This is a genomic window from Mesorhizobium sp. M0621, from assembly GCF_040320745.1.
Classification (GTDB): Bacteria; Pseudomonadota; Alphaproteobacteria; order Rhizobiales; family Rhizobiaceae; genus Mesorhizobium.
The window spans coordinates 37645-61473 of sequence record NZ_JAMYQF010000033.1 but is presented as its reverse complement, the minus strand read 5'-3'; the positions used below and the strand labels follow the sequence as shown (position 1 = coordinate 61473).

Annotated in this window: 26 protein-coding genes and 1 tRNA gene; 23 read left to right on the top strand and 4 right to left on the bottom strand. The window is 61.1% G+C overall.

Annotated features, from left to right (window positions below; all coding sequences use genetic code 11):
* The first annotated feature begins 4 nt into the window (after nucleotides 1-4).
* From NKI38_RS21455 to tgt, 4 genes are read left to right on the top strand one after another with little or no spacing between them, the layout of a single operon-like run.
* The gene (locus tag NKI38_RS21455; RefSeq protein WP_352660321.1) at nucleotides 5-454 is read left to right on the top strand and encodes a DMT family transporter; all 450 of its coding nucleotides are present in this window, start codon (nucleotides 5-7) and stop codon (nucleotides 452-454) included.
* The gene (gene queA / locus NKI38_RS21450; RefSeq protein WP_352660319.1) at nucleotides 454-1539 is read left to right on the top strand and encodes a tRNA preQ1(34) S-adenosylmethionine ribosyltransferase-isomerase QueA; all 1086 of its coding nucleotides are present in this window, start codon (nucleotides 454-456) and stop codon (nucleotides 1537-1539) included. The genes NKI38_RS21455 and queA overlap by 1 nt, the downstream gene beginning before the upstream one ends.
* On the top strand, nucleotides 1532-1801 hold the full coding sequence (locus tag NKI38_RS21445) for a hypothetical protein (protein WP_352660316.1): 270 nt from the start codon (nucleotides 1532-1534) through the stop codon (nucleotides 1799-1801). The genes queA and NKI38_RS21445 overlap by 8 nt, the downstream gene beginning before the upstream one ends.
* Entirely contained in the window at nucleotides 1794-2924 is a 1131-nt protein-coding gene (gene tgt / locus NKI38_RS21440; RefSeq protein WP_352660354.1) for a tRNA guanosine(34) transglycosylase Tgt, read from the top strand. Before NKI38_RS21445 ends, tgt begins: the two co-directional genes overlap by 8 nt.
* A gap of 4 nt (nucleotides 2925-2928) precedes the next feature.
* Here the strand turns inward: tgt and NKI38_RS21435 are convergent, their stop codons facing one another.
* Nucleotides 2929-3348 carry a DUF4864 domain-containing protein gene (locus NKI38_RS21435; protein WP_352660313.1) on the bottom strand — a complete coding sequence of 140 codons (420 nt, stop codon included), beginning with the start codon at nucleotides 3346-3348 and terminating at the stop codon, nucleotides 2929-2931.
* 267 nt (nucleotides 3349-3615) lie between these two features.
* Here NKI38_RS21435 and NKI38_RS21430 point away from each other — a divergent pair, with 267 nt between their 5' ends.
* The 18 genes from NKI38_RS21430 to NKI38_RS21345 all read left to right on the top strand — a co-directional run bounded on the left by NKI38_RS21430 (nucleotide 3616) and on the right by NKI38_RS21345 (nucleotide 21167).
* On the top strand, nucleotides 3616-3852 hold the full coding sequence (locus NKI38_RS21430; RefSeq protein ID WP_010909609.1) for an Lrp/AsnC family transcriptional regulator: 237 nt from the start codon (nucleotides 3616-3618) through the stop codon (nucleotides 3850-3852).
* A gap of 171 nt (nucleotides 3853-4023) precedes the next feature.
* Entirely contained in the window at nucleotides 4024-5436 is a 1413-nt protein-coding gene (locus NKI38_RS21425) for a circularly permuted type 2 ATP-grasp protein (protein ID WP_352660309.1), read from the top strand.
* 55 nt (nucleotides 5437-5491) lie between these two features.
* Nucleotides 5492-5851, top strand: coding sequence for a four helix bundle protein (locus NKI38_RS21420; protein WP_352660351.1), 360 nt, complete (start codon nucleotides 5492-5494; stop codon nucleotides 5849-5851).
* A 63-nt stretch (nucleotides 5852-5914) separates the two neighbouring features.
* Entirely contained in the window at nucleotides 5915-6856 is a 942-nt protein-coding gene (locus NKI38_RS21415) for an alpha-E domain-containing protein (protein ID WP_352660306.1), read from the top strand.
* 52 nt (nucleotides 6857-6908) lie between these two features.
* Nucleotides 6909-7703, top strand: coding sequence for a transglutaminase family protein (locus NKI38_RS21410; protein ID WP_352660303.1), 795 nt, complete (start codon nucleotides 6909-6911; stop codon nucleotides 7701-7703).
* 133 nt (nucleotides 7704-7836) lie between these two features.
* Nucleotides 7837-8568 carry a proteasome-type protease gene (locus NKI38_RS21405; RefSeq protein ID WP_352660300.1) on the top strand — a complete coding sequence of 244 codons (732 nt, stop codon included), beginning with the start codon at nucleotides 7837-7839 and terminating at the stop codon, nucleotides 8566-8568.
* Between the two features lie 101 nt (nucleotides 8569-8669).
* Nucleotides 8670-10082, top strand: coding sequence for a pyridoxal phosphate-dependent decarboxylase family protein (locus NKI38_RS21400; protein ID WP_352660297.1), 1413 nt, complete (start codon nucleotides 8670-8672; stop codon nucleotides 10080-10082).
* A gap of 128 nt (nucleotides 10083-10210) precedes the next feature.
* The gene (locus tag NKI38_RS21395; RefSeq protein WP_352660295.1) at nucleotides 10211-10978 is read left to right on the top strand and encodes a DeoR/GlpR family DNA-binding transcription regulator; all 768 of its coding nucleotides are present in this window, start codon (nucleotides 10211-10213) and stop codon (nucleotides 10976-10978) included.
* Nucleotides 10979-11116: 138 nt separating this feature from the next.
* Complete coding sequence (glpD, locus tag NKI38_RS21390; protein WP_352660292.1) at nucleotides 11117-12643, top strand: glycerol-3-phosphate dehydrogenase; 1527 nt, start codon at nucleotides 11117-11119, stop codon at nucleotides 12641-12643.
* A gap of 42 nt (nucleotides 12644-12685) precedes the next feature.
* Nucleotides 12686-13765, top strand: coding sequence for an ABC transporter ATP-binding protein (locus NKI38_RS21385; protein ID WP_352660289.1), 1080 nt, complete (start codon nucleotides 12686-12688; stop codon nucleotides 13763-13765).
* Between the two features lie 9 nt (nucleotides 13766-13774).
* The gene (locus tag NKI38_RS21380) at nucleotides 13775-14857 is read left to right on the top strand and encodes an ABC transporter ATP-binding protein (protein WP_352660286.1); all 1083 of its coding nucleotides are present in this window, start codon (nucleotides 13775-13777) and stop codon (nucleotides 14855-14857) included.
* A complete protein-coding gene (locus NKI38_RS21375) occupies nucleotides 14858-15724 on the top strand; it encodes a carbohydrate ABC transporter permease (protein ID WP_023759298.1) in 867 nt (288 codons plus the stop codon).
* 1 nt (nucleotide 15725) lies between these two features.
* Entirely contained in the window at nucleotides 15726-16649 is a 924-nt protein-coding gene (locus NKI38_RS21370; protein ID WP_352660283.1) for a carbohydrate ABC transporter permease, read from the top strand.
* Entirely contained in the window at nucleotides 16649-16975 is a 327-nt protein-coding gene (locus NKI38_RS21365; protein WP_352660280.1) for a hypothetical protein, read from the top strand. The genes NKI38_RS21370 and NKI38_RS21365 overlap by 1 nt, the downstream gene beginning before the upstream one ends.
* The gene (locus tag NKI38_RS21360) at nucleotides 16975-17262 is read left to right on the top strand and encodes a DUF2160 domain-containing protein (protein WP_352660277.1); all 288 of its coding nucleotides are present in this window, start codon (nucleotides 16975-16977) and stop codon (nucleotides 17260-17262) included. Before NKI38_RS21365 ends, NKI38_RS21360 begins: the two co-directional genes overlap by 1 nt.
* Before the next feature lie 81 nt (nucleotides 17263-17343).
* Nucleotides 17344-19071 carry an ABC transporter substrate-binding protein gene (locus NKI38_RS21355; RefSeq protein WP_352627831.1) on the top strand — a complete coding sequence of 576 codons (1728 nt, stop codon included), beginning with the start codon at nucleotides 17344-17346 and terminating at the stop codon, nucleotides 19069-19071.
* Nucleotides 19072-19162: 91 nt separating this feature from the next.
* On the top strand, nucleotides 19163-20653 hold the full coding sequence (glpK, locus tag NKI38_RS21350; protein WP_352660274.1) for a glycerol kinase GlpK: 1491 nt from the start codon (nucleotides 19163-19165) through the stop codon (nucleotides 20651-20653).
* A 37-nt stretch (nucleotides 20654-20690) separates the two neighbouring features.
* Nucleotides 20691-21167 (top strand): DUF6882 domain-containing protein, encoded by a 477-nt coding sequence (locus tag NKI38_RS21345; protein WP_352660272.1) that lies wholly within the window; start codon nucleotides 20691-20693, stop codon nucleotides 21165-21167.
* Nucleotides 21168-21240: 73 nt separating this feature from the next.
* On the opposite strand, the gene NKI38_RS21340 is transcribed toward NKI38_RS21345, so the two are convergent.
* A complete protein-coding gene (locus NKI38_RS21340) occupies nucleotides 21241-21708 on the bottom strand; it encodes a BA14K family protein (RefSeq protein ID WP_352660270.1) in 468 nt (155 codons plus the stop codon).
* 251 nt (nucleotides 21709-21959) lie between these two features.
* On the opposite strand from NKI38_RS21340, the gene NKI38_RS21335 reads away from it, so the two are divergent.
* Nucleotides 21960-22035, top strand: a tRNA-Lys gene (locus NKI38_RS21335).
* A 121-nt stretch (nucleotides 22036-22156) separates the two neighbouring features.
* Here the strand turns inward: NKI38_RS21335 and NKI38_RS21330 are convergent.
* Together NKI38_RS21330 and NKI38_RS21325 are read right to left on the bottom strand one after the other, a co-directional pair.
* On the bottom strand, nucleotides 22157-22627 hold the full coding sequence (locus tag NKI38_RS21330) for a nucleoside deaminase (protein WP_352660268.1): 471 nt from the start codon (nucleotides 22625-22627) through the stop codon (nucleotides 22157-22159).
* Nucleotides 22628-22757: 130 nt separating this feature from the next.
* On the bottom strand, nucleotides 22758-23819 hold the full coding sequence (locus tag NKI38_RS21325) for an ABC transporter ATP-binding protein (protein ID WP_352660266.1): 1062 nt from the start codon (nucleotides 23817-23819) through the stop codon (nucleotides 22758-22760).
* Nucleotides 23820-23829: the final 10 nt, after the last annotated feature.

The following is a 23829-nucleotide window of genomic DNA, read 5'->3' as shown; positions in this document are numbered from 1 at the left end:
GACAATGATGGGCGTCGTCTGGTCGCTTCTCGGCATCCTGTCCGGCGCCTTCATTGCCATTCAGGCACCGATCAACTCGCAGCTGGCGCGCGACCTGGGTCTCCCGGTCGCGGCGGCGGCGTTTTCGTTCCTGTCGGGCGCAATCGTGCTCGGCATCATCTCCGTCGCGGTTGTGAAGCTGCAAGGCATCTCGCTCGACTGGAAGGCGCCGGCGCCTTGGCTGTTCGTGGCCGGCGGCATGCTCGGCGGCTTCTATGTCACGCTGTCGACGATCCTGACACCGCGCATCGGCGCTGCCGCGTTAATGGCGTTTCTGGTCGCCGGCCAGTTGCTGGCGGGCATGCTCATCGATCGCGTCGGCTTCCTCGGCGTCGCGGTGCGTGAAATCTCGCTCGGCCGCATCGCCGGCGCGGTGCTGCTGCTGGCCGGAGCGCTGCTCGTCCGGCTCTACTGATGCGCGTCGATCTCTTTGACTTCGATTTGCCGGAGGAGCGCATCGCGCTTCGCCCGGCGGAGCCGCGCGACAGCGCCAAAATGCTGGTGATCAAACCGGGCGAAGGGCTCGACGACCGCACGGTTGGTGACCTGCCATCCTTGCTCAGGGCCGGCGACGTGCTGGTTTTCAACGACACCAAGGTCATTCCGGCGCAGCTCAAAGGCATCAGGCGGCGCGGCGAGGCACAGGCAAAGGTCGAGGCCACGCTGCATATGCGCATGACGCCGGACCGTTGGCTGGCCTTCATGCGGCCGGGCAAGCGTATCGCCATCGGCGACCGCATCCATTTCGGCCATGACGGCAATTCCTGTTTCCTCGGCCAGCTTGATGCCACGGTGATCGAGAAAGGCGAGGGCGGCGAGGCGCTGCTTGGCTTCGACCTGTCGGGACCCTTCCTCGACGAGGCTCTGCACGCGGTCGGCCACATTCCGCTGCCGCCCTATATCGCCTCCAAGCGCGACGACGACGAGCGCGACCGGGCCGACTACCAGACCATCTATGCCCGGGAGGAGGGCGCCGTCGCGGCACCGACCGCGGGCCTGCATTTCACGCCGGAGCTTTTTGCAACGCTTGACGCCAAGGGCATCGAACGCCGCTTCGTCACCTTGCATGTCGGCGCCGGCACGTTCCTCCCGGTGAAGGCGGACGACACCGCCGACCACAAGATGCACGCCGAAACCGGCTCGGTCAGCGAGGCCACTGCGGAGGCCCTGAATGCCGCAAGAGCAAGGGGCGGGCGGATCGTTGCCGTCGGCACGACCTCGCTGCGCCTGCTGGAGAGCGCGGCGCACGAGGACGGCACTCTGGCCGCCTGGTCCGGCCCGACCGACATCTTCATCACGCCCGGCTATCGCTTTCGTATCGCCGACATACTGATGACCAATTTCCATCTGCCGCGCTCGACGCTGTTCATGCTGGTTTCAGCCTTCAGTGGCCTCGACACGATGCGTGCGGCCTATGCGCATGCGATCGAGAACCGCTACAGATTCTATTCCTATGGCGACGCAAGCCTGCTTTATCGAGCGGAGACGAGCGATGGATGATGATCTCAAGAGCCTGGACCGCGATGCCCTGATCGCGGAGGTGAAAAAGCTTCGCGCCGGCATTCGTGCGCATCGCGATGCCACAGGCCACGATCTGTGCTGGCATCACCCCGATCTGTGGGATCTCTTGCCGGAGAAGACCGAACCGACGATCGCCGTGCCACCTTGGCCAAAATTCATGCGTGGCTGCATTCGCTACCGGCAGTCGCTCGACAAGCAGGCGCCGGAGGCCCCGGTCCATGACAAGGAATTCAATGGCTAAGCCGTTCAGCTTCAAGGTTCTGGCAACCGACGGCAAGGCGCGGCGCGGCGTGATCGATATGCCGCGCGGTGAAATCCGCACGCCGGCCTTCATGCCGGTCGGCACCGGCGGCACCGTCAAGGCGATGTATATGGACCAGGTACGCGGTGTCGGTGCCGACATCATCCTTGGCAACACCTATCATCTGATGCTGCGGCCCGGCGCCGAGCGCGTGGCGCGGCTCGGCGGCTTGCATGAATTCGCCCGCTGGCCCCATCCGATCCTGACCGACAGCGGCGGTTTCCAGGTGATGTCGCTGTCGAAGCTGAGAAAACTGACCGAAAAGGGCGTCACCTTCCGCTCGCATATCGACGGCGCCGCCTACGAGATGTCGCCGGAGCGTTCGATCGAGATTCAGGGACTACTCGATTCCGACATCCAGATGCAGCTCGACGAATGCACGGCGCTGCCGGCCGAGATGAACGATATCGAGCGCGCCATGGAGCTCTCGCTGCGTTGGGCCGATCGCTGTAAGACGGCGTTCGGCGACCAGCCGGGCAAGGCGATGTTCGGCATCGTGCAAGGCGGCGATAACGCGGCACTCAGGGTGCGGTCGGCGCAGGCGCTGAGCGCGATGGGGTTGAAGGGCTACGCCGTTGGCGGTCTGGCCGTCGGCGAGCCGCAAGCGGTGATGCTCGAGATGCTCGACATCACCTGTCCGGAACTGCCTGACAACAAGCCGCGCTATCTCATGGGCGTCGGCACGCCTGACGATATCCTGAAATCGGTGGCGCGCGGTATCGACATGTTCGACTGCGTGATGCCGACGCGAGCCGGCCGGCATGGCCTTGCCTACACCAGGCGCGGCAAGGTCAATCTGCGCAACGCTCGCCATGCCGACGATCCGCGCCCTTTGGACGAAGAAAGCGATTGCCCGGCCGCCCGGGACTACTCGCGCGCCTATCTCCACCATCTCGTGCGCTCGCAGGAGGGGCTTGGGGCCATGCTTCTGACCTGGAACAATCTCTCGTATTATCAGAGCCTTATGCAGGACATTCGTGCTGCCATCGAGGCCGGCACGTTCGGGACACGCGGCGCGGAAATCACCGAGGGTTGGGCGAGGGGCGATATTCCGTTGCGGTGAGGCTTCAAGTGCTCAGCGAATTCGATGCACGCAGGCTGCAGCCGGTGATCTGGAACGTACCGTCGGGCTGTTGCTGCAACGTGTAGACAGCTTCGTAGTCCTTGCCGTCGGGACCGACGATCAGCACCTGCTGGACGATCGAACCCGGACCCGTCTCCTCGACCTTTCCGAAGGAATAGGTCTGCGGCTTGCGCACCGGCGGGTAGCCGTTGGTCACCATGTTCATGAAGGCATCCACGGTCGGGAAGATCCGTTTCACATTCGGGGCGGCGAAGCTGTAGGCGGTGGCGCCGTCATTGGCGATAAGGGCCTTCAGCTGGCCGTCGATGACAGACTGCCCAGCCTTGATTTCGGCGTCGCCAGCAAACGCCGACGACACGAGGATGAATGGAACGACTGCGAATGCGAAAAAGGCGCGGCGCATGGCCTGTCTCCGTTGTCCCGCGAAATATCTTCCCTCAAAAACAGCGCTGTCCGAAGACGCATCATAACATACGCTTGGCAGCGCATCGTGGTTTCAGCGATGGTGAATATTCATCTCGCTCGGTTCAAGCGCGGCATGCCGGTGGCCGACCTGCGAGAGGCCATAGCCCGGGCCCGAGCCGGCTGAGCATTCATTCCAGCGCTTGAAAGCCCGCCTCCAGTCTGCCAGAAGGGCCGCTTGGACTTGGACGTTTAGCGGGACGAAGCCATGAAGGCGTTTTTCGTGCAGATCAAATGCGAGCTGGGCAAATCCTATGAGGTTGCCAGCGCGCTTGCCGATGCCGAGATCGCCTCGGAAATCTACTCCACCGCCGGCAACTACGATCTGCTTGCCAAGTTCTATGTCGACGACGAGGAAGATGTCGGCCACTTCGTCAACGAAAAGGTGCAGATTCTCCCCGGCATCAAGGACACATTCACCGTCGTCACGTTCCGCGCATTCTAGCCACGAAACGCACTTGCCCGGACACGAGGCAAAGCCTGACTACCGGCATATTTCAGCTGCCTCAATTTTAGGCAGCCGCAACATACTGGTCGTCCGCATCTCCCAAATGACCGATTGCGCTTGATTTTCTCCGGCGACGCCAGTGAAATGGCGTCACAGGGGAGTATGCGATTGGCAGCGTTCGATGAAATGCTTCCGGAAGTCTCCGGATTGAGAAGACCGTATTCGGCTTATGATCGCTGGCTGAAGGAGCAGGATCCGGCCAGGCTTACCGAAAAGATGCAGGACGCCGAACGCGTCTTCCGCAAGACCGGCATCACCTTCGCCGTCTATGGCGAGCAGGAAGCCTCCGAGCGGCTGATCCCGTTCGACATCGTACCCCGCATCATTTCAGGCAATGAATGGCGGCGCCTCACGCAAGGCATCGAGCAGCGCGTGCAGGCGCTGAACGCCTTCCTCGACGATATCTACCACCGCCAGGAAATCCTGCGCGCCGGGCGCATTCCCAGGGAGTTGATCGCCAAGAACGAGGCGTTTCTGCCCGAGATGATCGGGGTCAGGCCGCCGGCCGGCGTCTACACCCACATCATCGGCGTCGATATCGTCCGTATCAGCGAGGACGAATTCTACGTGCTGGAGGACAATGCGCGCACGCCGTCGGGCGTCTCCTACATGCTGGAGAACCGCGAGACGATGATGCAGCTGTTCCCCGAGCTGTTCCAGAAGATCAAGGTGCGGCCGGTGGAGAACTACCCGCAGCTCCTGCGCCAGTCGCTGGCGGTGGTGCGGCCGCAAAGCACCAAGGGCGCGCCGACCATTGCCGTGTTGACGCCCGGCAGCTTCAACTCCGCCTATTTCGAACACGCTTTCCTTGCCGACCAGATGGGCGTGCAACTGGTCGAAGGCCAGGATCTGCGGGTCGTCGAGGGCCATGTCGCGATGCGCACGACCGAAGGCTACAAGCAGATCGACGTGCTGTACCGCCGCGTCGACGATTCTTTCCTCGACCCGCTGACCTTCCGTCCTGACTCCGCACTTGGCATACCCGGCATCATGGATGTCTACCGTGCCGGCAACATCACCATCGCCAATGCGCCGGGCACCGGCATCGCCGACGACAAGGCGATCTATTCCTACATGCCCGAGATCATCGAATTCTACACCGGTCGCAAGGCGATCCTCGGCAACATTCCGACCTGGCGCTGCTCGGAGCCGGACAGCCTGAAATATGTGCTCGAACACATCGACGAGCTGGTGATCAAGGAGGTCCACGGTTCCGGCGGCTACGGCATGCTGGTCGGGCCGGCGGCGACCAAGAAGGAATGCGAGGATTTTTCCAAGAAGCTTGCGACAAAGCCGTCGAACTACATCGCCCAGCCGACACTGGCGCTGTCGACTTGCCCGATCCTGACCGACAAGGGGCTGGCGCCGCGTCATGTCGATCTCAGGCCCTATGTGCTGGTCTCCGACCGCATCCAGATCGTGCCCGGTGGGCTGACCCGCGTCGCGCTCAAGGAGGGGTCGCTGGTCGTGAATTCCTCGCAAGGCGGCGGGACGAAGGATACGTGGGTGCTGGATGATTGAAGCGAATAGCGAGTAGCGAGTAGCGAATAGATAGGGGAAGGGCAGCAAAACGACGATTAACTCTTACAGGGACTTGATTATTTGGAAGGCGGCCGTCGAGTTGGCCGTGGATTGCTATTCGGTAACAAAGGCCTTTCCAAACAGCGAAGTCTACGGAATGACCTCTCAGATGCGGCGGTCGTCCGTATCAATTGCCGCGAACATCGCTGAAGGGCATGGGCGAGAAAGTACGGGATCATTCATTCAATTTCTTCGCATGGCCCAGGGATCTCTCAAAGAGTTGGAAACGCACCTGATCGTGTCCGCAAAAGTAGGGTTGATGGTCGAAGCAGAGGTGGTGCGCTTGCTTAGCAAAGCCGATGAGATCGGGAAAATGCTACGTTCTATGATCAGGAGCCTGCAACAAAAATTATGAAGCTATTTTTCCGCTATTCGCTACTCGCTATTCGCTACTCGCTCAAAATCGAGGCACGTTGACATGCTTCTCGGCCGCACCGCCAACGGGCTTTACTGGATGAACCGCTATATCGAGCGAGCGGAGAATATGGCGCGGCTGGTCGATGCGGGTCTGCGCATGGCGCTGACCCGCACGCAGAACGCCTCGGAAGAGTGGAGTTCAGTGCTGCTCAGTGCCGGCTCCGACGTCACCTTCAGCCAGAAATACTCTGACTATACCGCCGCCAATGTCGCCGACTTCCTGTTGCGCGACACGTCGAATCCGTCGAGCACGATGGCGTCGATCGAGACGGCCCGCAACAATGCTCGCATGGTGCGCACCGCGCTGACGCGCGAGACATGGGAGAGCATCAACGAGGCCTGGATGTCGCTGAAGCGAATGCTGGCCAGGCCGATCGACGAGCGCGACCTGCCCAGCGTGCTCGACGCGATCAAGCGCGAGACGGCGCTGATCCGCGGCTCGTTCTACGGCACCATGCTGCGCAACGAGATTTTCGATTTCTCCCAACTCGGCACCTATGTCGAGCGCGCCGACAACACGGCGCGCATCCTCGATGTGAAATACTACGTACTTCTGCCGTCGATCTCCTGGGTCGGCTCGACGCTCGACAACTACCAGTGGGAATCGATCCTGCGTTCGGTGTCGGCGCATCGCTCCTATCGCTGGGTCTATGACGCCGACTACAAGCCGACCAACATCGCCGACTATCTGATCCTCAATGTCCGCATGCCGCGCTCGCTGACCTTCTGCTATCGCTTCCTGTCGGAGCATCTGAAGTTCCTCGGCGACGATTACGGCGAACGCCATGCCTGCCACGCAACGGCGGAGAAAACGCAGACGATGCTGAGAGCCGGGTCGATCAAGGACATTTTCGATGCCGGCCTACATGAATTCCTGGCCAATTTCATTCGCGACAACACCAAGCTCGGCGACGAGATCGCGCAGGACTACCGGTTCAATTGAGCATGGCTCCGAAGAGTGGGACAAGATGATGCTCACAAGCGGGACATAGCGCATGCGGCTGAAGATCACCCACCGAACCGAATACCGCTACGATGCACCGGTGCACTATCTGTTGCAGCGGCTGCGGCTGCTTCCGGTCAGCGGATCGACGCAGACCGTTCTGTCCTGGGCTCTGACCATCGAAGGCGCGCGCGAAGAGGTTCGCTTTGTCGACCATTTCGGCAACGACACAAGGCTGTTGAGCGTCGAGGGCGAGCGCGACTTCATCACGGTGGAAGCATCAGGCGAAGTGGTGACGCGCGACACCGCTGGTGTTTCCGGACCACACCAGGGTTTTACGCCGCTTTGGCTGTACAGTCATGAAACGCCGTTGACGACGATCGGCAGCGGTGTTCGCGAACTCGCCGCGTCGGTTGGCAAGGGCACCGACATCGAAAGGCTGCACCGGCTGATGGCCGTGATCGGCGAGCGTGTCGCCTACACGCCGGGCGCCACCAATGCGACGACGCCGGCCGAGGAAGCCTTGGCGCTGAAAGCCGGTGTCTGCCAGGATCACACCCATGTCTTTGCCGCCGCCGCCCGCGCCATGGGCTTTCCGGCCCGTTACGTCAGCGGCTATCTGATGCTGGATGCGACGGTCGAGCAGGCCGCAAGTCATGCCTGGGCCGAGGCGCATGTTTCGGGCCTCGGCTGGGTTGCCTTCGACGCCGCCAATGGCATTTCGCCTGACGAGCGCTATGTAAAGGTGGCTACGGGCCGCGACTATCGCGACGCCACGCCGGTGTCGGGAATTCGGCTGGGACAGGCGGAAGAACAGCTTGCGGTCACCGTCACGGTGGAGCAGTAATCCTTCGCAAGATTGCTGGTGGAGCGGTTCGTCGTTTCACGAAAACGATGAACCGCTCCATTGTTTTGTTTGGAGCAATTCCGGGCAGAAAATCGCCTCACATTTTTCCTGGAATTGCTCTAGAGGAGATTCCATGACTTATTGCGTCGGCCTGAAGATCGATCGCGGGCTCGTGTTCATGTCGGACACGCGCACCAATGCCGGCATGGATTCGATTTCCACCTTCCGCAAGATGCATGTCTGGGAACAGCCGGGCGAGCGCGTCATCGTTTTGATGTCGGCCGGCAACCTGGCGACGACGCAGGCCGTGGTCAGCCTGCTTGATGAACGCACCAAGGCAGTTGCCGATCGTCACGCCACGCTGCTGGAGACGCCGTCAATGTATCAGACGGTGCGGCTGGTCGGCGACACGGTCAAGGAAGTCATCGCCAGTTCGTCACCAGCCGGCGAGAAGGCGGATTCCTACTTCAATGCTTCCTTCATCCTCGGCGGCCAGATCAAGGGCAGCGAACCGCGCCTGTTCATGATCTATCCCGAAGGCAATTTCATCGAATCGACCGATGACACGCCGTTTTTCCAGATCGGCGAGACCAAATACGGCAAGCCCATCATCATCCGCGCCTATGAAAAGTCGATGAGCCTCGCCGAGACGGTGAAGCTGCTGCTGGTGTCGTTCGATTCGACGTTGAAGTCGAACCTGTCCGTCGGCTTGCCGCTCGACTTGCTCTTCCTGGAGAAGGACGCTTTCAAGGTCGGATTGAAAAAGCGGATCGGCCAGGACGACCAGTATTACCGCACGATCTCGGACGGCTGGTCGAATGCGCTGAAGACGGCTTTTGCCAGCCTGCCTGATTTCCCTGGCTGAGGCGTGCCGCATTCGCCGGTTGTTGCATTTATTTCACGCGTTAAATAATAAAGAGGCCAGCCGCAACGGATGGCGGCGAGGGATCATGTCGGGAGGATAGGATGAACAACGATGAGTTCCGGCAATGGTCGCTGCGCGCCGCCGACTGGGGTGCCGACTACCGCAACACGCTGCGCGAGCGGCCGGTGCGGCCGCTGGTCGAGCCCGGCGACATCTTTAGAAGCATAGAGGCGTCTCCACCCGAAGACGCCGAACCGATGGACCGGATCTTCGCCGACTTCGAAGAGAAGATTCTGCCTGCCATGACGCATTGGCAGCATCCGCGTTTCTTCGCTTACTTCCCGGCCAATGCGGCGCCGGTCTCGGTGGTGGCGGAATATCTGGTTTCGGCGATGGCCGCGCAATGCATGCTTTGGCAGACGTCGCCGGCGGCGACCGAACTCGAAACGCGCACCGTCGACTGGATGCGCCAGGCGCTCGGCCTGCCGGAAGGGTTCGCCGGGGTGATCCAGGATTCGGCCTCGTCGGCGACACTGGCCGCAGTGCTGACCATGCGCGAACGGGCTCTCGACTGGCAAGGTAACAAACAAGGCCTGGCCGCGCAGGCGCGGCTGCGCATCTATTCCTCCGATCAGGTGCACACTTCGATCGACCGGGCGATCTGGGTGTCCGGCATCGGCGAGGACAATCTCGTGCGCATTCCTGTCGGTGGCCGCTTTCGCGCCATGGATACGGCAGCGCTCGAGGTGGCAATCATCGCCGACCGGGAGGCGGGCATGCTGCCGGCCGGCATCATCGCTTGCGTCGGCGGCACCAGCACGGGCGGCACCGACGACATTGCGGCGGTTGCCGAGGTGGCGCGGCGGTATGGCCTTTATCTCCACGTCGATGCCGCCTGGGCCGGATCTGCGATGATCTGTCCAGAGTATCGACATTTCTGGACGGGCGTTGAAGGTGCCGATTCGGTCGTTTTCAATCCGCACAAATGGCTCGGAGCCCAGTTCGACTGCTCGATCCAGTTCCTGCGCGACCCGGAAAGCCATGTGAGGACGCTGGCAATCAAGCCGGATTATCTGAAGACGCACGGTCATGACGGCATCATCAACTATTCCGAATGGTCGGTGCCGCTTGGCCGGCGCTTCCGCGCGTTGAAATTGTGGTTCCTGCTGCGTGCGCATGGGCTGGAAAACCTGCGCACGATGATCCGCAATCATGTTGCATGGAGCGAAGGGCTTGCCGCTCGGCTGGCAAGGGAGCCGGATTTCGAGATCGTCAGCGAGCCGATGCTGTCGCTGTTCTCGTTCCGGCACAAGGCAGTAGCCGACGCGGAGGCGAACGAGCACAATCTGCGGCTAGTCAATGCGATCAACGACGATGGCCGCATCTACCTGACGCAGACGCGGGTGGATGGCAGGACAGCCATCCGTTTCCAGGTAGGCCAGTTCGAAGCGACCGCCGCCGATGTCGATATGGCTTTCACCGTCGTCACGGAAATCGCGCGCGGTGTGATCTGATCAGGTCCAGCCGGGATTGCGCTGGCGTTTGCCTTGGCAATCATATGCATTTCATTAGCCGGCTTATGCCTTTTCATCGGTTTCGTTTTCGACTATAGACAAGAAAAACGAAAACGGGAGGTCGCCCTATGTATCTGTCGCCACGCCATGCCGAAATCATCCAGATGGCCAAGGATCATGGCCGCGTGCTGGTCGAGGATCTGGCCACACATTTCAATGTGACGCCGCAGACCATACGCAAGGATCTCAACGATTTGTGCGACCAGCGGCTGCTTTCGCGCATCCATGGCGGCGCGCTGTTCCCGTCCGGCATCGAGAACATGGAATATGAGGCCAGGCGCAAGATCGCCGCCGACGAGAAGGAGGCGATCGGCCGGGCGGCGGCCAGGCTGATCCCCGACAACGCCTCGCTGTTCATCAACATCGGCACCACGACTGAGTCCGTCAGCAAGGCGCTGCTCGATCACAGCGGTCTCATGGTCATCACCAATAACATCAATGTTGCCAATAGGATGCGGATATATCCGTCGATCGAGGTGGTGATCGCCGGTGGTGTCGTGCGCGGTTCCGACGGCGGTGTGGTCGGCGAAGCGGCGGTCGACTTCATCAGGCAGTTCAAGGTCGACTATGCGGTGATCGGCGCCTCCGCCATCGATCATGACGGCGCCTTGCTCGACTTCGATTTCCGCGAGGTCAAAGTGGCGCAAGCGATCATCGCCAACGCAAGGCATGTCATCCTGGTTTCCGACCAGACCAAATTCGAGCGAACCGCCCCGGTGCGCATCGGCCACCTGTCGCAGGTCGACACCTTTATCACCGACCGTTGCGACATCCCGTCAGTGCGCAAAATCTGCCAGGAAGCCGAGGTTCAACTGATCGAAACATCGCTCGGTTAAGCGATTTCGACGCTCCATTCGCAGTCTTCTCACAGGCTTGTGATATTTCGTTTGACATTCGTTATCATTTCGAAATAATTCCGACACGGTTTCGTAAAAGGCCAAAAATGGTGCAATGCGAAATCGTTGGAGGAATTTGTGGACGCATCTCCGATCCGTGACATTTTCGTCATTGGTGGCGGCATCAATGGGTGCGGTATCGCCCGCGATGCCGTTGGGCGCGGCTTTTCCGTCTTCCTCGCCGAGATGAACGACTTGGCCAGCGGGACCTCCTCGGGCTCGACCAAATTGATCCATGGCGGCCTGCGCTACCTCGAATTCTACGAATTCCGCCTGGTGCGCGAGGCACTAATGGAGCGCGAGGTTCTGTGGAAGAATGCGCCGCACATCATCTGGCCGATGCGCTTCGTGCTGCCCTACGCCAAGGGCCTGCGCCCAGCCTGGCTGATCAGACTCGGTCTCTTCCTCTACGACCACATTGGCGGGCGCAAATTGCTGCCGGCGACGAGGACGCTGGACATGGCCAGGGATCCGGCCGGCAAGCCTCTGAAACCATTGTTTAAAAAGGCCTTCGAATATTCGGATGGCTGGGTCAACGATGCACGGCTGGTGGCACTGAATGCGCGTGATGCCGCCGACCGCGGCGCAACGGTCCGCACCCGCACCAAAGTGGTAGGTGCGCGCCGCGAAAACGGTTTGTGGACGATCCGGATCGAGGACCTGCAGAGCGGCGAGACCGAGGAGATCAAGGCGCGCCTGCTGGTCAACGCCGCCGGGCCCTGGGTCGATCATGTGCTTTCCGGCGTCGTCGGCCTCAACGATGTGCACAATGTCCGCCTCGTGCAGGGCAGCCATATCGTCATCGCCAAGAAGTTCGACGATCCGCGAGCCTATTTCTTCCAGAACCGGGATGGCCGCATCATCTTCGCCATTCCCTATGAGGAAGAGTTCACACTGATCGGCACCACCGACCAGGACTATCCCGGCGATCCGCATGACGTGAAGATAACCGACACCGAGATCGACTACCTCTGTGCCGCGGCAAGCGAATATTTCGCGCAACCGGTCAAGCGCTCGGACATCGTCTGGACCTATTCGGCCGTTCGTCCGCTCTATGATGACGGCGCCTCCAAGGCGCAGGAAGCGACGCGCGACTATGTGCTCAAAGCCGATGGCGGCGAGGGCGCTGCCCCCATCGTCAACGCCTTCGGCGGCAAGATCACCACCTATCGCCGGCTGTCGGAATCGATGCTGGAAAAGATCGAGGGTTTTCTTGGCAAGCGCGGCAAGCCGTGGACGGCCAACGCGCCACTGCCGGGCGGCGATTTCCCGGCCACTGGTTTCGATGCCGAAGTGGCGAAACTAAAAACCGCCTATCCGTTCCTCGACGCGCGCCTGGCCCGCCGGCTGACCAGGCTCTACGGCACCCGCGCAAGGATGCTGTTGGGGCTGGCCAAATCGAATGCTGATCTCGGCCGTAACTTCGGCGCCGATCTTTTTGAGGCCGAGGTGCGCTACCTCGTTCAAAACGAATGGGCGGTCACATCAGAAGATGTATTGTGGCGCCGGACCAAGCGCGGTTTGCACCTCAGCCGCGAACAGGTGGCCGCGCTCGATGAATTCATGCGCGGCATAAGCCGGCGACATGTCGCGGCTGCCGAATGAAGAGGAGTTTGAGCTGATGCGGAAGGCCTGGGAGGAGGCGTCATGCTGGAACTGAGGAACGTCACCAAGAAGGTTGGTGCGGTCGAGCATATCCGCGACGTGTCGCTGACGCTCAAGCATGGCTCGCTCAACGTCCTGCTCGGGCCCACGCTCTCCGGCAAGACCAGCCTGATGCGGCTGATGGCCGGCCTCGATGTGCCGACCTCCGGTTCGATCTGGTTCGACGGCCAGGATGTCACCGGTGTGCCGGTGCAGAAGCGCAAGATCGCCATGGTCTACCAGCAGTTCATCAACTATCCGGCGATGACCGTCTATGAGAATATCGCCTCGCCGCTCAGGGTGGCCGGCGTCGATCAGGCCAAGATCGACAGCCAGGTGCGTGAAGCCGCCGCCCTTTTGAAGCTGACACCTTACCTCGACCGCACGCCGCTCAGCCTGTCCGGCGGGCAGCAGCAGCGCACGGCACTGGCGCGCGCCATCGTCAAGAATGCCAGCCTGGTTCTGCTTGACGAGCCGCTTGCCAATCTCGACTACAAATTGCGCGAAGAGCTGCGCGCCGAACTGCCGAGGATTTTTGCCGCCACCGGCACCATCTTCGTCTATGCCACGACCGAGCCGCACGAAGCGCTGCTGCTCGGCGGCAATACGGCGACACTTTCCGAAGGACGCATCACCCAGTTCGGCCCGACAATCGACGTGTTCCGCAAGCCGGTCGACCTGGTGACGGCCAGGACTTTCGCCGACCCGCCGCTCAACACCATCGTGCTGGCCAAGAAGGGTCCGGACTTTTTGCTCGAAGGCGGCGTCAAGCTGCCGGTGCCGGCCGAACTCGTCGGCATTGCCGATGCGAACTATACGGTCGGCTTCCAGCCGCACCATCTTTCGCTCGAACGGCCCAATGCGTTGGCCGTGCCGGTGCGTGCGAAGGTCACCATCACCGAGATCACCGGGTCGGAGAGCTTCATTCATCTCGACTTCGCCGATGCGCGCTGGGTCATGCTGACCCACGGTATCCTCGATTTCGAGACTGACGCCGCGATCGACGTGTTTATCGACCCGCGTCACATCATGGTCTTCGACGGGCAAGGCCGCGCCGTAAGCGCACCGAAGCTGGCGGCATAGGAGAGCGATATGGCGCGCATCGACGTCAATCACATCCGTCACTCCTACCTGCCGAACCCGCGGACAGATGCCGATTTTGCTCTCAAGGAAGTGCATCACGTCTTCGAGGATGGCGGCGCCTATGCGCTGCTCGGGCCCTCCGGTTGCGGCAAAACCTCGCTGCTCAACATCATTTCGGGTCTCCTTCATCCCTCACATGGCCGGTTGCTGTTTGACGGCAAGGATGTGACCAGTCTGTCGACGCAAGAGCGCAACATCGCGCAGGTGTTCCAGTTCCCGGTCATCTACGACACGATGACCGTCTACGACAATCTGGCCTTCCCGCTGCGCAATCGCGGCGTGCCGGAAGCCGATGTCGACCGCAAGGTGCGCGAGACGCTGGAAATGATCGACCTGGCGTCGTGGGCGAAGAAGAAGGCGAGGGGGCTGACCGCCGACCAGAAGCAGAAGATCTCGCTCGGCCGCGGACTGGTGCGCTCGGATGTCAACGCCATCCTGTTCGACGAGCCGCTGACCGTCATCGATCCGCATATGAAGTGGGTGCTGCGCTCGCAGCTGAAGCAGCTGCACCGCCGCTTCGGCTACACCATGGTCTACGTCACGCACGACCAGACCGAGGCGCTGACCTTCGCCGACCAGGTCGTGGTCATGTATGATGGCGGCATCGTCCAGATCGGCACCCCGGCGGAACTGTTCGAGCGACCGCGCCATACATTTGTCGGTTATTTCATCGGCTCGCCGGGCATGAACGTCATGCCGGTGGCGATCGACGGCAAGACTGCGATGCTTGGGGCCCAGCGGATCGAACTGCCAGGCGCACCCAAGGCAGCCAGCGGCGCCATCGAGCTTGGCATTCGTCCCGAATATGTCCGGCTCGGCCGGGACGGCATGGCCGTGCAGGTCAGCAAGATAGAGGATCTCGGCCGCCACAAGGTGGTGCGCGCCAAGCTCGAAGGCCGTGACATCGCTGCCGTGATCGGTGAAGACGAAACCGTACCCGCTGAACCAAAGATGCGGTTCGACCCGGCCGGCATCAACATCTATGCCGATTCCTGGCTGGTTGAGATGGCGCGCGTCGAGATGGGGGCATAGATGGAAAAGACCTGGAACAACAAGGCCTGGTTCCTGGTGCTGCCGGTGCTGGTGCTGGTGGCATTCTCGGCGGTGATCCCGCTGATGACCGTCGTCAACTATTCGGTGCAGGACACGTTCGGAAACAACGTCTTCTTCTGGGCCGGCACCGAGTGGTTCGAGGAACTGCTCTCTTCCAGCCGCTTCTGGGAGGCGATGGTCCGCAATCTCATCTTCTCCTTTATCATCCTTGCCATCGAAGTGCCGCTCGGCATCTTCATAGCCCTCAACATGCCCAAGAAGGGCTGGGGCGTACCGGTCTGCCTGGTGCTGATGGCGCTGCCGCTGCTGATCCCGTGGAACGTCGTCGGCACTATCTGGCAGGTTTTCGGGCGCAACGATATCGGCCTGCTCGGCTATTACGTCAATGCGCTCGGCATCGACTACAACTACGTGCAGGATTCGTTCGACGCCTGGGTCACCGTCATCATCATGGACGTCTGGCACTGGACCAGCCTCGTCGTGCTGCTCTGCTATGCCGGCCTGGTCTCCATTCCGGATGCCTTCTATCAGGCGGCCAAGATCGACGGTGCCTCGCGCTGGGCGGTGTTCCGCTACATCCAGCTGCCGAAGATGAACCGGGTGCTGCTGATCGCCGTGCTGTTGCGCTTCATGGACAGCTTCATGATCTACACCGAGCCTTTCGTGGTGACGGGCGGCGGACCGGGTAACTCGACGACATTCCTGTCGATCGACCTGGTCAAGACGGCGCTCGGCCAGTTCGACCTCGGTCCGGCCGCGGCCATGTCGCTGGTCTACTTCCTCATCGTCCTTCTGCTGTCATGGGTCTTCTACACCGTGATGACCAACTACGACGCGGAGCGCTGAGATGAGCGGCGCCAACGAAAGAACGACGAGGCAGGAAAGAGTGAGCGAAACGACGGCTTCGGAAGGGCTCGCCAGTGCTATGTCGCAGGACCAGATCGCGCGGCTGATGCGCCGTCGCGGTGAGGAATCGCGCTGGTGGTGGATCGTGCCGACGGTCTACATTATCGTGCTGTTGCTGCCGATCTACTGGCTCATCAACATGAGCTTCAAGACCAATGCCGAGATCGTCTCCTCGCTGACGCTCTATCCGCATGCACCGACGATCGCCAATTACGTCACCATCTTCACCGATGCATCCTGGTACTCGGGCTACATCAACTCGATCACCTATGTGGTGATGAACATGGTGATCTCGGTGGCAGCGGCGCTGCCGGCGGCCTATGCCTTCTCGCGTTATCGCTTCCTCGGCGACAAGCACCTGTTTTTCTGGCTGTTGACCAATCGCATGGCGCCACCGGCGGTGTTCGCGTTGCCCTTCTTCCAGCTCTATTCGGCCTTCGGCCTGATCGACACCCACATCGCCGTCGCGCTGGCGCACTGCCTGTTCAACGTGCCGCTGGCGGTGTGGATCCTCGAAGGCTTCATGTCGGGTGTGCCGAAGGAAATCGACGAGACGGCCTATATCGACGGCTATTCGTTCCCGCGCTTCTTCGTCAGGATCTTCATGCCGCTGATCGCGAGCGGCATTGGCGTCGCCTGCTTCTTCTGCTTCATGTTCTCGTGGGTGGAATTGCTGATCGCCCGCACGCTGACAACCACCGATGCCAAGCCGATCGCCGCCACCATGACCCGCACGGTCTCGGCCGCCGGCATGGACTGGGGCCTGCTCGCCGCTGCCGGTGTGCTGACGCTGATCCCCGGCGCGCTGGTGATCTGGTTTGTGCGCAACTACATCGCCAAGGGCTTCGCCCTGGGGAGGGTGTGATGGCGGTTATCAAAATCTCCGAACTGCGCGATTTCGCGAGCAGCTTGTTTGATCGTCTCGAAGCTCAAGGCGTCGACCATATCGACGTCAAGCAAAGTCAGTACTGGAAGGTCTATTTCGCTGACGCATTCAACCTCAGCCCCCCGAACCTCGTCATGGGAGACGTCTACGACGATCTCAACGACTTGCGGGCAGAGGTTAAAGGCTCAAACAGCGATGCCATCGCATGGCACGCATTTATGCATCTCTCCGGCTTGATGAATTTTGTCGCTTACTCTGCCGAAAGCGGTGACTTTGTGAAGCGTACGGTGATGGAGAAGCACTGATGAATTTCGACCTCACCTGGATGGCATGGACCTGGCCGACGGCGGCCTTTTTCGGGACCATCTTTCTGCTGCTGTGCGGTATGGCGGCGTGGGAATATGCCTGGCCGGGCGGCAATCCGCGCGTCGGCGTGCTGCGTTTCGAGACGACGCGCGGCGACCGTCTTTTCCTGTCGCTGCTTGGCAGCGCCTTTATCCATCTCGCTTGGCTGGGTCTTGTCGGACCCAACCTGTGGTGGGCTCTCGCTCTCTCCGTGGTCTACGCCGTCGGCGTGTTCCGCTACGTATAGAGGGGGAAACTGTTGGAGCGACCGCGTGCTGGCGGCCGCTCCAGATCGCACTTGAAACCTTAAAACAGTGGAGGAAACACAATGCGACGGCAATTTTTAACATCAACGACTGCGCTTGTCCTATTGCTCGGGGTTGGCAACGCCTATGCCGGTATGGACGAGGCGAAAGCCTTCCTGGACAAGGAAATCGGTCCGCTTTCGACGCTCGACCGCGCCGGCCAGGAAGCCGAAATGCAGTGGTTCATCGACGCCGCGAAACCTTTCGCCGGCATGGACATCAAGGTCGTTTCGGAAACCATCGCCACGCACCAGTATGAATCGCAAGTGCTGGCGCCGGCCTTTACCGCCATCACCGGCATCAAGATCACGCATGACGTCATCCAGGAAGGCGACGTCGTCGAGAAGATCCAGACCCAGATGCAGACCGGCCAGAACCTTTATGACGGCTGGGTCAACGATTCCGACCTGATCGGCACCCACTGGCGCTACCAGCAGGTGCGCAATTTGACCGACTGGATGGCGGGTGATGGCAAGGATGTCACCAATCCGAACCTCGACCTGAAGGACTTCATCGGCACCTCGTTCACGACCGCGCCCGACAAGAAGCTCTACCAGCTTCCCGACCAGCAGTTCGCGAACCTCTACTGGTTCCGGTACGACTGGTTCAACGACGAGAAGAACAAGGCCGACTTCAAGGCCAAGTACGGCTACGACCTCGGCGTTCCCGTCAACTGGTCTGCCTATGAGGACATCGCCGAGTTCTTCACCGGCCGCGAGATCGACGGCAAGAAGGTCTATGGCCACATGGACTACGGCAAGAAGGATCCGTCGCTCGGCTGGCGGTTCACTGACGCCTGGTTGTCCATGGCCGGCAACGGCGATAAAGGCCTCCCGAACGGTCTGCCTGTCGACGAATGGGGCATCAAGGTCGACGAGAATTCGCGACCGGTCGGCTCCTGCACGGCGCGCGGCGGCGATACCAATGGTCCGGCTGCCGTCTATTCGATCCAGAAGTACCTCGACTGGCTGAAGGCCTACGCTCCGGCGGAAGCCCAGGGCATGACCTTCTCCGAATCCGGCCCGGTTCCGGCGCAGGGCGCGGTCGCGCAGCAGATCTTCTGGTACACCGCCTTCACCGCCTCGATGGTCGATGCCGGCGCAAAGGCGGTGCTGAACGACGACGGCACGCCGAAATGGCGCATGGCACCGTCGCCGCATGGCGTCTACTGGAAGGACGGCATGAAGCTCGGCTATCAGGACGTGGGTTCCTGGACGCTGATGAAGTCGACGCCGACCGACCGCGCCAAGGCCGCCTGGCTTTACGCGCAGTTCGTCACCTCGAAGACCGTCGACGTGAAGAAGAGCCATGTCGGCTTGACCTTCATCCGCGAGAGCACGATCCACGACAAGAGCTTCACCGAGCGCGCTCCGAAGCTCGGCGGCCTGATCGAGTTCTACCGCTCGCCGGCGCGCGTCCAGTGGTCGCCGACCGGCACCAACGTGCCTGACTATCCGAAGCTGGCACAGCTCTGGTGGCAGGCGATCGGCGATGCTTCGTCGGGCGCCAAGACGGCGCAGGAAGCGATGGACTCGCTCTGCGGTGAGCAGGAAAAGGTGATGAGCCGTATCGAGAAGTCGGGCGTCCAGGGCGATATCGGCCCGAAGATGGCCGAAGAGCATGACCTCGCCTACTGGAACGCCGACGCGGTCAAGAAAGGCAATCTCGCTCCTCAGCTGAAGATCGAGAACGAGAAGGAAAAGCCGATCACCATCAACTACGACGAACTGGTGAAAAGCTGGCAGAAGTAGCATTGTCTATGCGGGCGTTCGCGCCCGTGTGAAATTGGGGAGGCGGCTCGTTGCCGTCTCCCCTCTTTGTATCGAGACGGAGGGCGCTGCAATGAGCGGTTTTGTGCTGGCAATCGACCAGGGAACGACTTCGACACGGGCGATCCTGTTCGACGGTCAGATGAAGGTCGCCGGCAGCGGGCAGAAGGAATTCACCCAGCATTATCCGGCCTCCGGCTGGGTCGAGCACGATCCCGAGGATATCTGGGCGAGTGTTGTGTCTACCGTGAAGGCGGCACTGAAGAAGGCCGGCCGAAATGCTTCCGAGGTGGCCGCGCTCGGCATCACCAACCAGCGCGAAACCGTCGTCATCTGGGACAGAGCAACCGGCAAGCCGATCCATAATGCGATCGTCTGGCAGGACCGCCGCACCGCGCCGCTGTGCCAGAAACTGAAAAAGCAGGGGCTGGAGAAGAAATTCACCCGCAAGACCGGCCTGCTGCTCGATCCCTATTTTTCCGGCACCAAGATCGCCTGGATGCTCGACAAAGTGAAGGGCGCCAGGCGGCGCGCAGAGAAAGGCGAATTGCTGGCGGGCACCATCGACAGCTTCCTGATCTGGCGGTTGACCGGCGGCAAGGTTCACGCCACCGACGCAACCAACGCCTCGCGCACGCTGGTCTACAACATCGCTGAGAATGCCTGGGACGACGAGCTGCTGGCCATTCTCAACATTCCGGCAAAAATGCTTCCCGAGGTAAAAGACTGTGCCGATGATTTTGGAATCACGGAAAAAAACCTCTTTGGCGCCGAGATAAAAATCCTCGGTGTCGCCGGCGACCAGCACGCCGCGACCATCGGCCAGGCCTGTTTCGAGCCGGGGATGATGAAATCCACCTATGGCACCGGCTGTTTTGCGCTGCTCAACACCGGCAGCGACCTGGTGCGCTCGAAAAACCGGCTTTTGACCACCATCGCCTACCGGCTGAACGGCAAGACGACCTACGCGCTGGAAGGTTCTATCTTCATTGCAGGGGCCGCGGTGCAGTGGCTGCGCGACGGCATCAAGGTGATCGGCAAGGCCGAGCAGAGCGGCAAATTGGCGGCCGAGGCTGATGCGACGCAAAATGTCTATCTGGTGCCCGCCTTCGTCGGGCTGGGCGCGCCGCATTGGGATGCCGAAGCACGCGGCGCCATTTTCGGCCTGACCCGCAATTCCGGTCCGGCGGAGTTTGCCCGCGCCGCCCTGGAAGCCGTCGCCTACCAGACGCTCGACCTGCTCGACGCCATGCGCAAGGACTGGAAGGGCGCCTCAGCCAAGACCGTGCTTCGGGTCGACGGCGGGATGGTAGCGTCCGACTGGACCATGCAGCGCCTCGCCGACATCCTCGATGCACCGGTCGACCGCCCGACCATTCTGGAGACGACGGCGCTGGGTGCCGCATGGCTTGCCGGCTCGAAGGCCGGCGTGTGGCCGGATGCCAAGAAGTTCGCGAGAAGCTGGGCGCTGGAGCGACGATTCCAGCCGGAGATGGATGGCTCCGTGCGCGCAGCCAAGCTCGCTGGTTGGCGCGATGCTGTGCGAAGGACGCTGAGCGTGTAATAAGCGGCTATCAGGTGATGAGTGATGGGGCGAGGGGATGAAGCCAGACTGGTATCCTGCGTGGCGCGACGAGGCTATCGAACAGCTGAATGCCAAGAATGACCGGTTGCAAAAGGAATTCCGCCTCGGCAGTTGGTCGCGCTATGACTATGACGTAGCGACCAGAAGGCTTTTGTTTGCCAAAGACGGGGATGTCAAAGTGACCGCAGAGGTCCAGATTGCCGGTTCCACGAGCGCTAAGTCACAGAGTTGGCTTTGGGCTTGGGCAAATTCAAATTGGCCCGACAATGTCATGATCGACGCAAAGCGGGTTCGATCCTTCGGCGAGACGAACAGCATCGACGAACTGACCCAGACTTACGTTACGGATGTGGATGATGACCTGGAAGTGCTTGGGTGGGAGCTGAGCGCAGTAGCGGTTCGAATTTGCGACGCCCTTGGAGCATATCGATCACCGAGCGCCGAAGGCGATGCGCGTTATTACATCATCAAGAGCATCAGTTGGGCGGGCTGACCTAAAAGAAAGACCCGCGCCACTTCTGGCACGGGTCTTCGATGCAGCACTATCACTACTTCCTCTCACTCAATCAATAGGGCGAACGGCACTCCTTGCGAGGGCCGTAATTCGGCTGGAACGTGTTGTCCGAAGCGCGGTAGCTGCGATAGTGGTCGTAGCACCACTGCACATGCGAATTGCCCTCATAGACGCGATTGCGTTCGTTATTGGTGATGGCGCCGGTGATCAGCGCGCCGGTAGCGAAGGCCGCGAGCGGGAACCAATAATCGCCGTGACGACGGTAGCCCGGGCGATATTCGCGATAGCCGCGATGGCCGTTCCAATACGCGCCGCGATCGCGGGAAAAATTGCGGTCACGCGAAAAACTGCGATTGTAGCGGTTCTTGCGCCACTCCTGGTACTGGACTGTCTGCACATCCGGCACCGCGACCTGGGATTGCGGCACATAGTTCGGTTGGGCGTTGACGGGCGCCGCCTCCGCCGCAACGAATGTGGCCGAGAGCGTGGCTGCCAGCATACCCACTGTGATTCTGTTCATTGCTCTTCTCCTCGAGGGTTAGCGGACGTCCCCGTGCTGGAAAAACGAGTGGCGTATGCAATTGTTCCCGGGACAGGATGCCGCTGCGGGCAAACGACTGAGCTCCTTAGTTGCTCTCTCCGCTGATGCGACGACAGAGTGCCGCGACGAGGCGAAGCCACCGTGTTTACGAACCCTCTTTTTCCGGTTGACCGGTCGAAGCACTCTCCCTATGTTCCGCGCAATTTCGAGGGCGGCTTTTGAGCCCGCGGGAGCGCGTAGCTCAGCCGGTAGAGCAACTGACTTTTAATCAGTAGGTCATGGGTTCGAATCCCATCGCGCTCACCAAATCGCTATAAATCCGCCATAGCCAGCGGGGAGACTTTCCCACGCGCACGGCAGCAGTATTACGGCTCCGATCGATCCGACGGCTGTTGCCATTGATCGGTTTGCCGACTGGCACGAAGCGTCAGCGCTTCCAGAAATCACGGTGCGGTGCGAGCAGTTCGTCCGCGATTTCGGGGAAGGGGCCAAAGACCTCGATCTTTTTCTGGCCGGAGTCGAGCACGGTGCGCGAAGAGAGGCTCATCGTCGGATTCTCCGCGTGATCCCCGGTGAGCGCCAAGAGTTTGACCTCCTCGTAGCCGTAGACCAGCCGGCCGATATTCGCCCAGTAGAGCGTTCCGGTGCACATCGCGCAGGGCTCACCGGTTGAGACCAGCGTGCAGGTCCAGAGAAACTCCGGCTCGTAGGCCGCCGCGGCGCGCCGGGCGAGTTCGGTCTCGGCGTGACGCACCGTGTCGAGATTGCCCTGGCGCATGAGGATGCGGTCGTCGGGCCCGACCAGGACGGCGCCGAAGGGATGGTGCCCATGCGCCGCCGCCTCGCTTGCGACTTCACCGGCGGCGCGGAGGTGGGCGAGCATCTGATCGCGGGTCATGGCAAAATCCTGTCGCACCGGCATCCACCCCGATGAGCGGCTCTTGAGCCGAGACTGCTGCCAAGCGACGCGAGTGGCAAGAGCTAACCCGTCGCTTGAGACCTTTGCGCGGGGATATCGGACCTTTGCCCTACAATCGCCGGCCGGTCTTGACATCGAACAGGTGAGCACAGGCGCGATCGATCTCGATCCGCATCTGCTCGCCCTGCTTCAGCGCAAGCCGTTCCCGGAAAAGGCAGGAGATTTCTTCGCCGGCGCAATCGACCCGTGCGAAGATTTCCGAACCCGTGGCTTCCAGGAGCACGATCGTGCCGGCAATACCCCGGGAGGTCGTTGCTCGGATATGTTCGGGACGGATGCCGTAGATGAGTTCACCCGCGGGAATTTTTGCCAGGTTGATGTCTTCCGGTAGAGGCAAGGTCAGTCCACCGGTAGTGCGGAACACGCCTTCCTCGATGCGGCCGGCAATGAAGTTCATGGCCGGAGAGCCGATGAAGCCGGCAACGAAGAGATTGGCCGGACGGTCATAGAGATCGAGCGGTGCGCCGATCTGCTCGACAAGGCCGTCATGCAGCACGACGATCTTGTCGGCCATGGTCATGGCTTCGATCTGGTCGTGCGTGACATAGATGGTGGTGGTGCCCAGCCGCTGGTGCAGCGCCTTGATCTCGCCGCGCATCTGGACGCGCAATTTGGCGTCGAGATTGGACAGCGGCTCGTCGAACAGGAAGACTTGCGGGTCGCGCACGATCGCGCGGCCCATGGCGACGCGCTGGCGCTGGCCGCCGGAGAGCTGGCGCGGGTAGCGGTCGAGTAGCTTGTCCAGGCCCAGAATGCTGGCGGCCCTGCCGACGCGGCTGGCGGTATCGGCCGGGTCGGCTTTCTTGATCTTCAGGGCAAAGCCCATATTGTCGGCCACCGTCATATGCGGATAAAGCGCGTAATTCTGGAACACCATGGCGATGTTCCTGTCCCGTGCCCGCAGATTGTTGACGATGCGATCGCCAATGGTGATCCTGCCGCCCGAGATCGTTTCAAGTCCGGCAATCATGCGCAGCAGCGTCGATTTTCCGCAGCCCGACGGGCCGACCAGGATGACGAATTCGCCATCGGCGATGTCGACGCTGACATCGTGAATGATCTTGGCCGTTCCGAAAGCCTTCTGCACGTTGTTGATTGTTACCGAAGCCATTGGGTTTCCT

Bases quoted from the DNA above. Each gene is read 5' to 3' on its own strand.
- NKI38_RS21365 (WP_352660280.1), top strand. From the start codon at position 16,649: ATGGCGGTTATCAAAATCTCCGAACTGCGCGATTTCGCGAGCAGCTTG.
- NKI38_RS21405 (WP_352660300.1), top strand. From the start codon at position 7,837: ATGACTTATTGCGTCGGCCTGAAGATCGATCGCGGGCTCGTGTTCATG.
- NKI38_RS21445 (WP_352660316.1), top strand. From the start codon at position 1,532: ATGGATGATGATCTCAAGAGCCTGGACCGCGATGCCCTGATCGCGGAG.
- queA (WP_352660319.1), top strand. From the start codon at position 454: ATGCGCGTCGATCTCTTTGACTTCGATTTGCCGGAGGAGCGCATCGCG.
- NKI38_RS21415 (WP_352660306.1), top strand. From the start codon at position 5,915: ATGCTTCTCGGCCGCACCGCCAACGGGCTTTACTGGATGAACCGCTAT.
- NKI38_RS21370 (WP_352660283.1), top strand. From the start codon at position 15,726: ATGAGCGGCGCCAACGAAAGAACGACGAGGCAGGAAAGAGTGAGCGAA.
- NKI38_RS21455 (WP_352660321.1), top strand. From the start codon at position 5: ATGATGGGCGTCGTCTGGTCGCTTCTCGGCATCCTGTCCGGCGCCTTC.
- NKI38_RS21380 (WP_352660286.1), top strand. From the start codon at position 13,775: ATGGCGCGCATCGACGTCAATCACATCCGTCACTCCTACCTGCCGAAC.
- tgt (WP_352660354.1), top strand. From the start codon at position 1,794: ATGGCTAAGCCGTTCAGCTTCAAGGTTCTGGCAACCGACGGCAAGGCG.
- NKI38_RS21325 (WP_352660266.1), bottom strand. From the start codon at position 23,819: ATGGCTTCGGTAACAATCAACAACGTGCAGAAGGCTTTCGGAACGGCC.
- NKI38_RS21385 (WP_352660289.1), top strand. From the start codon at position 12,686: ATGCTGGAACTGAGGAACGTCACCAAGAAGGTTGGTGCGGTCGAGCAT.
- NKI38_RS21345 (WP_352660272.1), top strand. From the start codon at position 20,691: ATGAAGCCAGACTGGTATCCTGCGTGGCGCGACGAGGCTATCGAACAG.
- NKI38_RS21340 (WP_352660270.1), bottom strand. From the start codon at position 21,708: ATGAACAGAATCACAGTGGGTATGCTGGCAGCCACGCTCTCGGCCACA.
- glpK (WP_352660274.1), top strand. From the start codon at position 19,163: ATGAGCGGTTTTGTGCTGGCAATCGACCAGGGAACGACTTCGACACGG.
- NKI38_RS21355 (WP_352627831.1), top strand. From the start codon at position 17,344: ATGCGACGGCAATTTTTAACATCAACGACTGCGCTTGTCCTATTGCTC.
- NKI38_RS21400 (WP_352660297.1), top strand. From the start codon at position 8,670: ATGAACAACGATGAGTTCCGGCAATGGTCGCTGCGCGCCGCCGACTGG.
- NKI38_RS21395 (WP_352660295.1), top strand. From the start codon at position 10,211: ATGTATCTGTCGCCACGCCATGCCGAAATCATCCAGATGGCCAAGGAT.
- NKI38_RS21330 (WP_352660268.1), bottom strand. From the start codon at position 22,627: ATGACCCGCGATCAGATGCTCGCCCACCTCCGCGCCGCCGGTGAAGTC.
- NKI38_RS21435 (WP_352660313.1), bottom strand. From the start codon at position 3,348: ATGCGCCGCGCCTTTTTCGCATTCGCAGTCGTTCCATTCATCCTCGTG.
- NKI38_RS21430 (WP_010909609.1), top strand. From the start codon at position 3,616: ATGAAGGCGTTTTTCGTGCAGATCAAATGCGAGCTGGGCAAATCCTAT.
- NKI38_RS21360 (WP_352660277.1), top strand. From the start codon at position 16,975: ATGAATTTCGACCTCACCTGGATGGCATGGACCTGGCCGACGGCGGCC.
- NKI38_RS21410 (WP_352660303.1), top strand. From the start codon at position 6,909: ATGCGGCTGAAGATCACCCACCGAACCGAATACCGCTACGATGCACCG.
- NKI38_RS21375 (WP_023759298.1), top strand. From the start codon at position 14,858: ATGGAAAAGACCTGGAACAACAAGGCCTGGTTCCTGGTGCTGCCGGTG.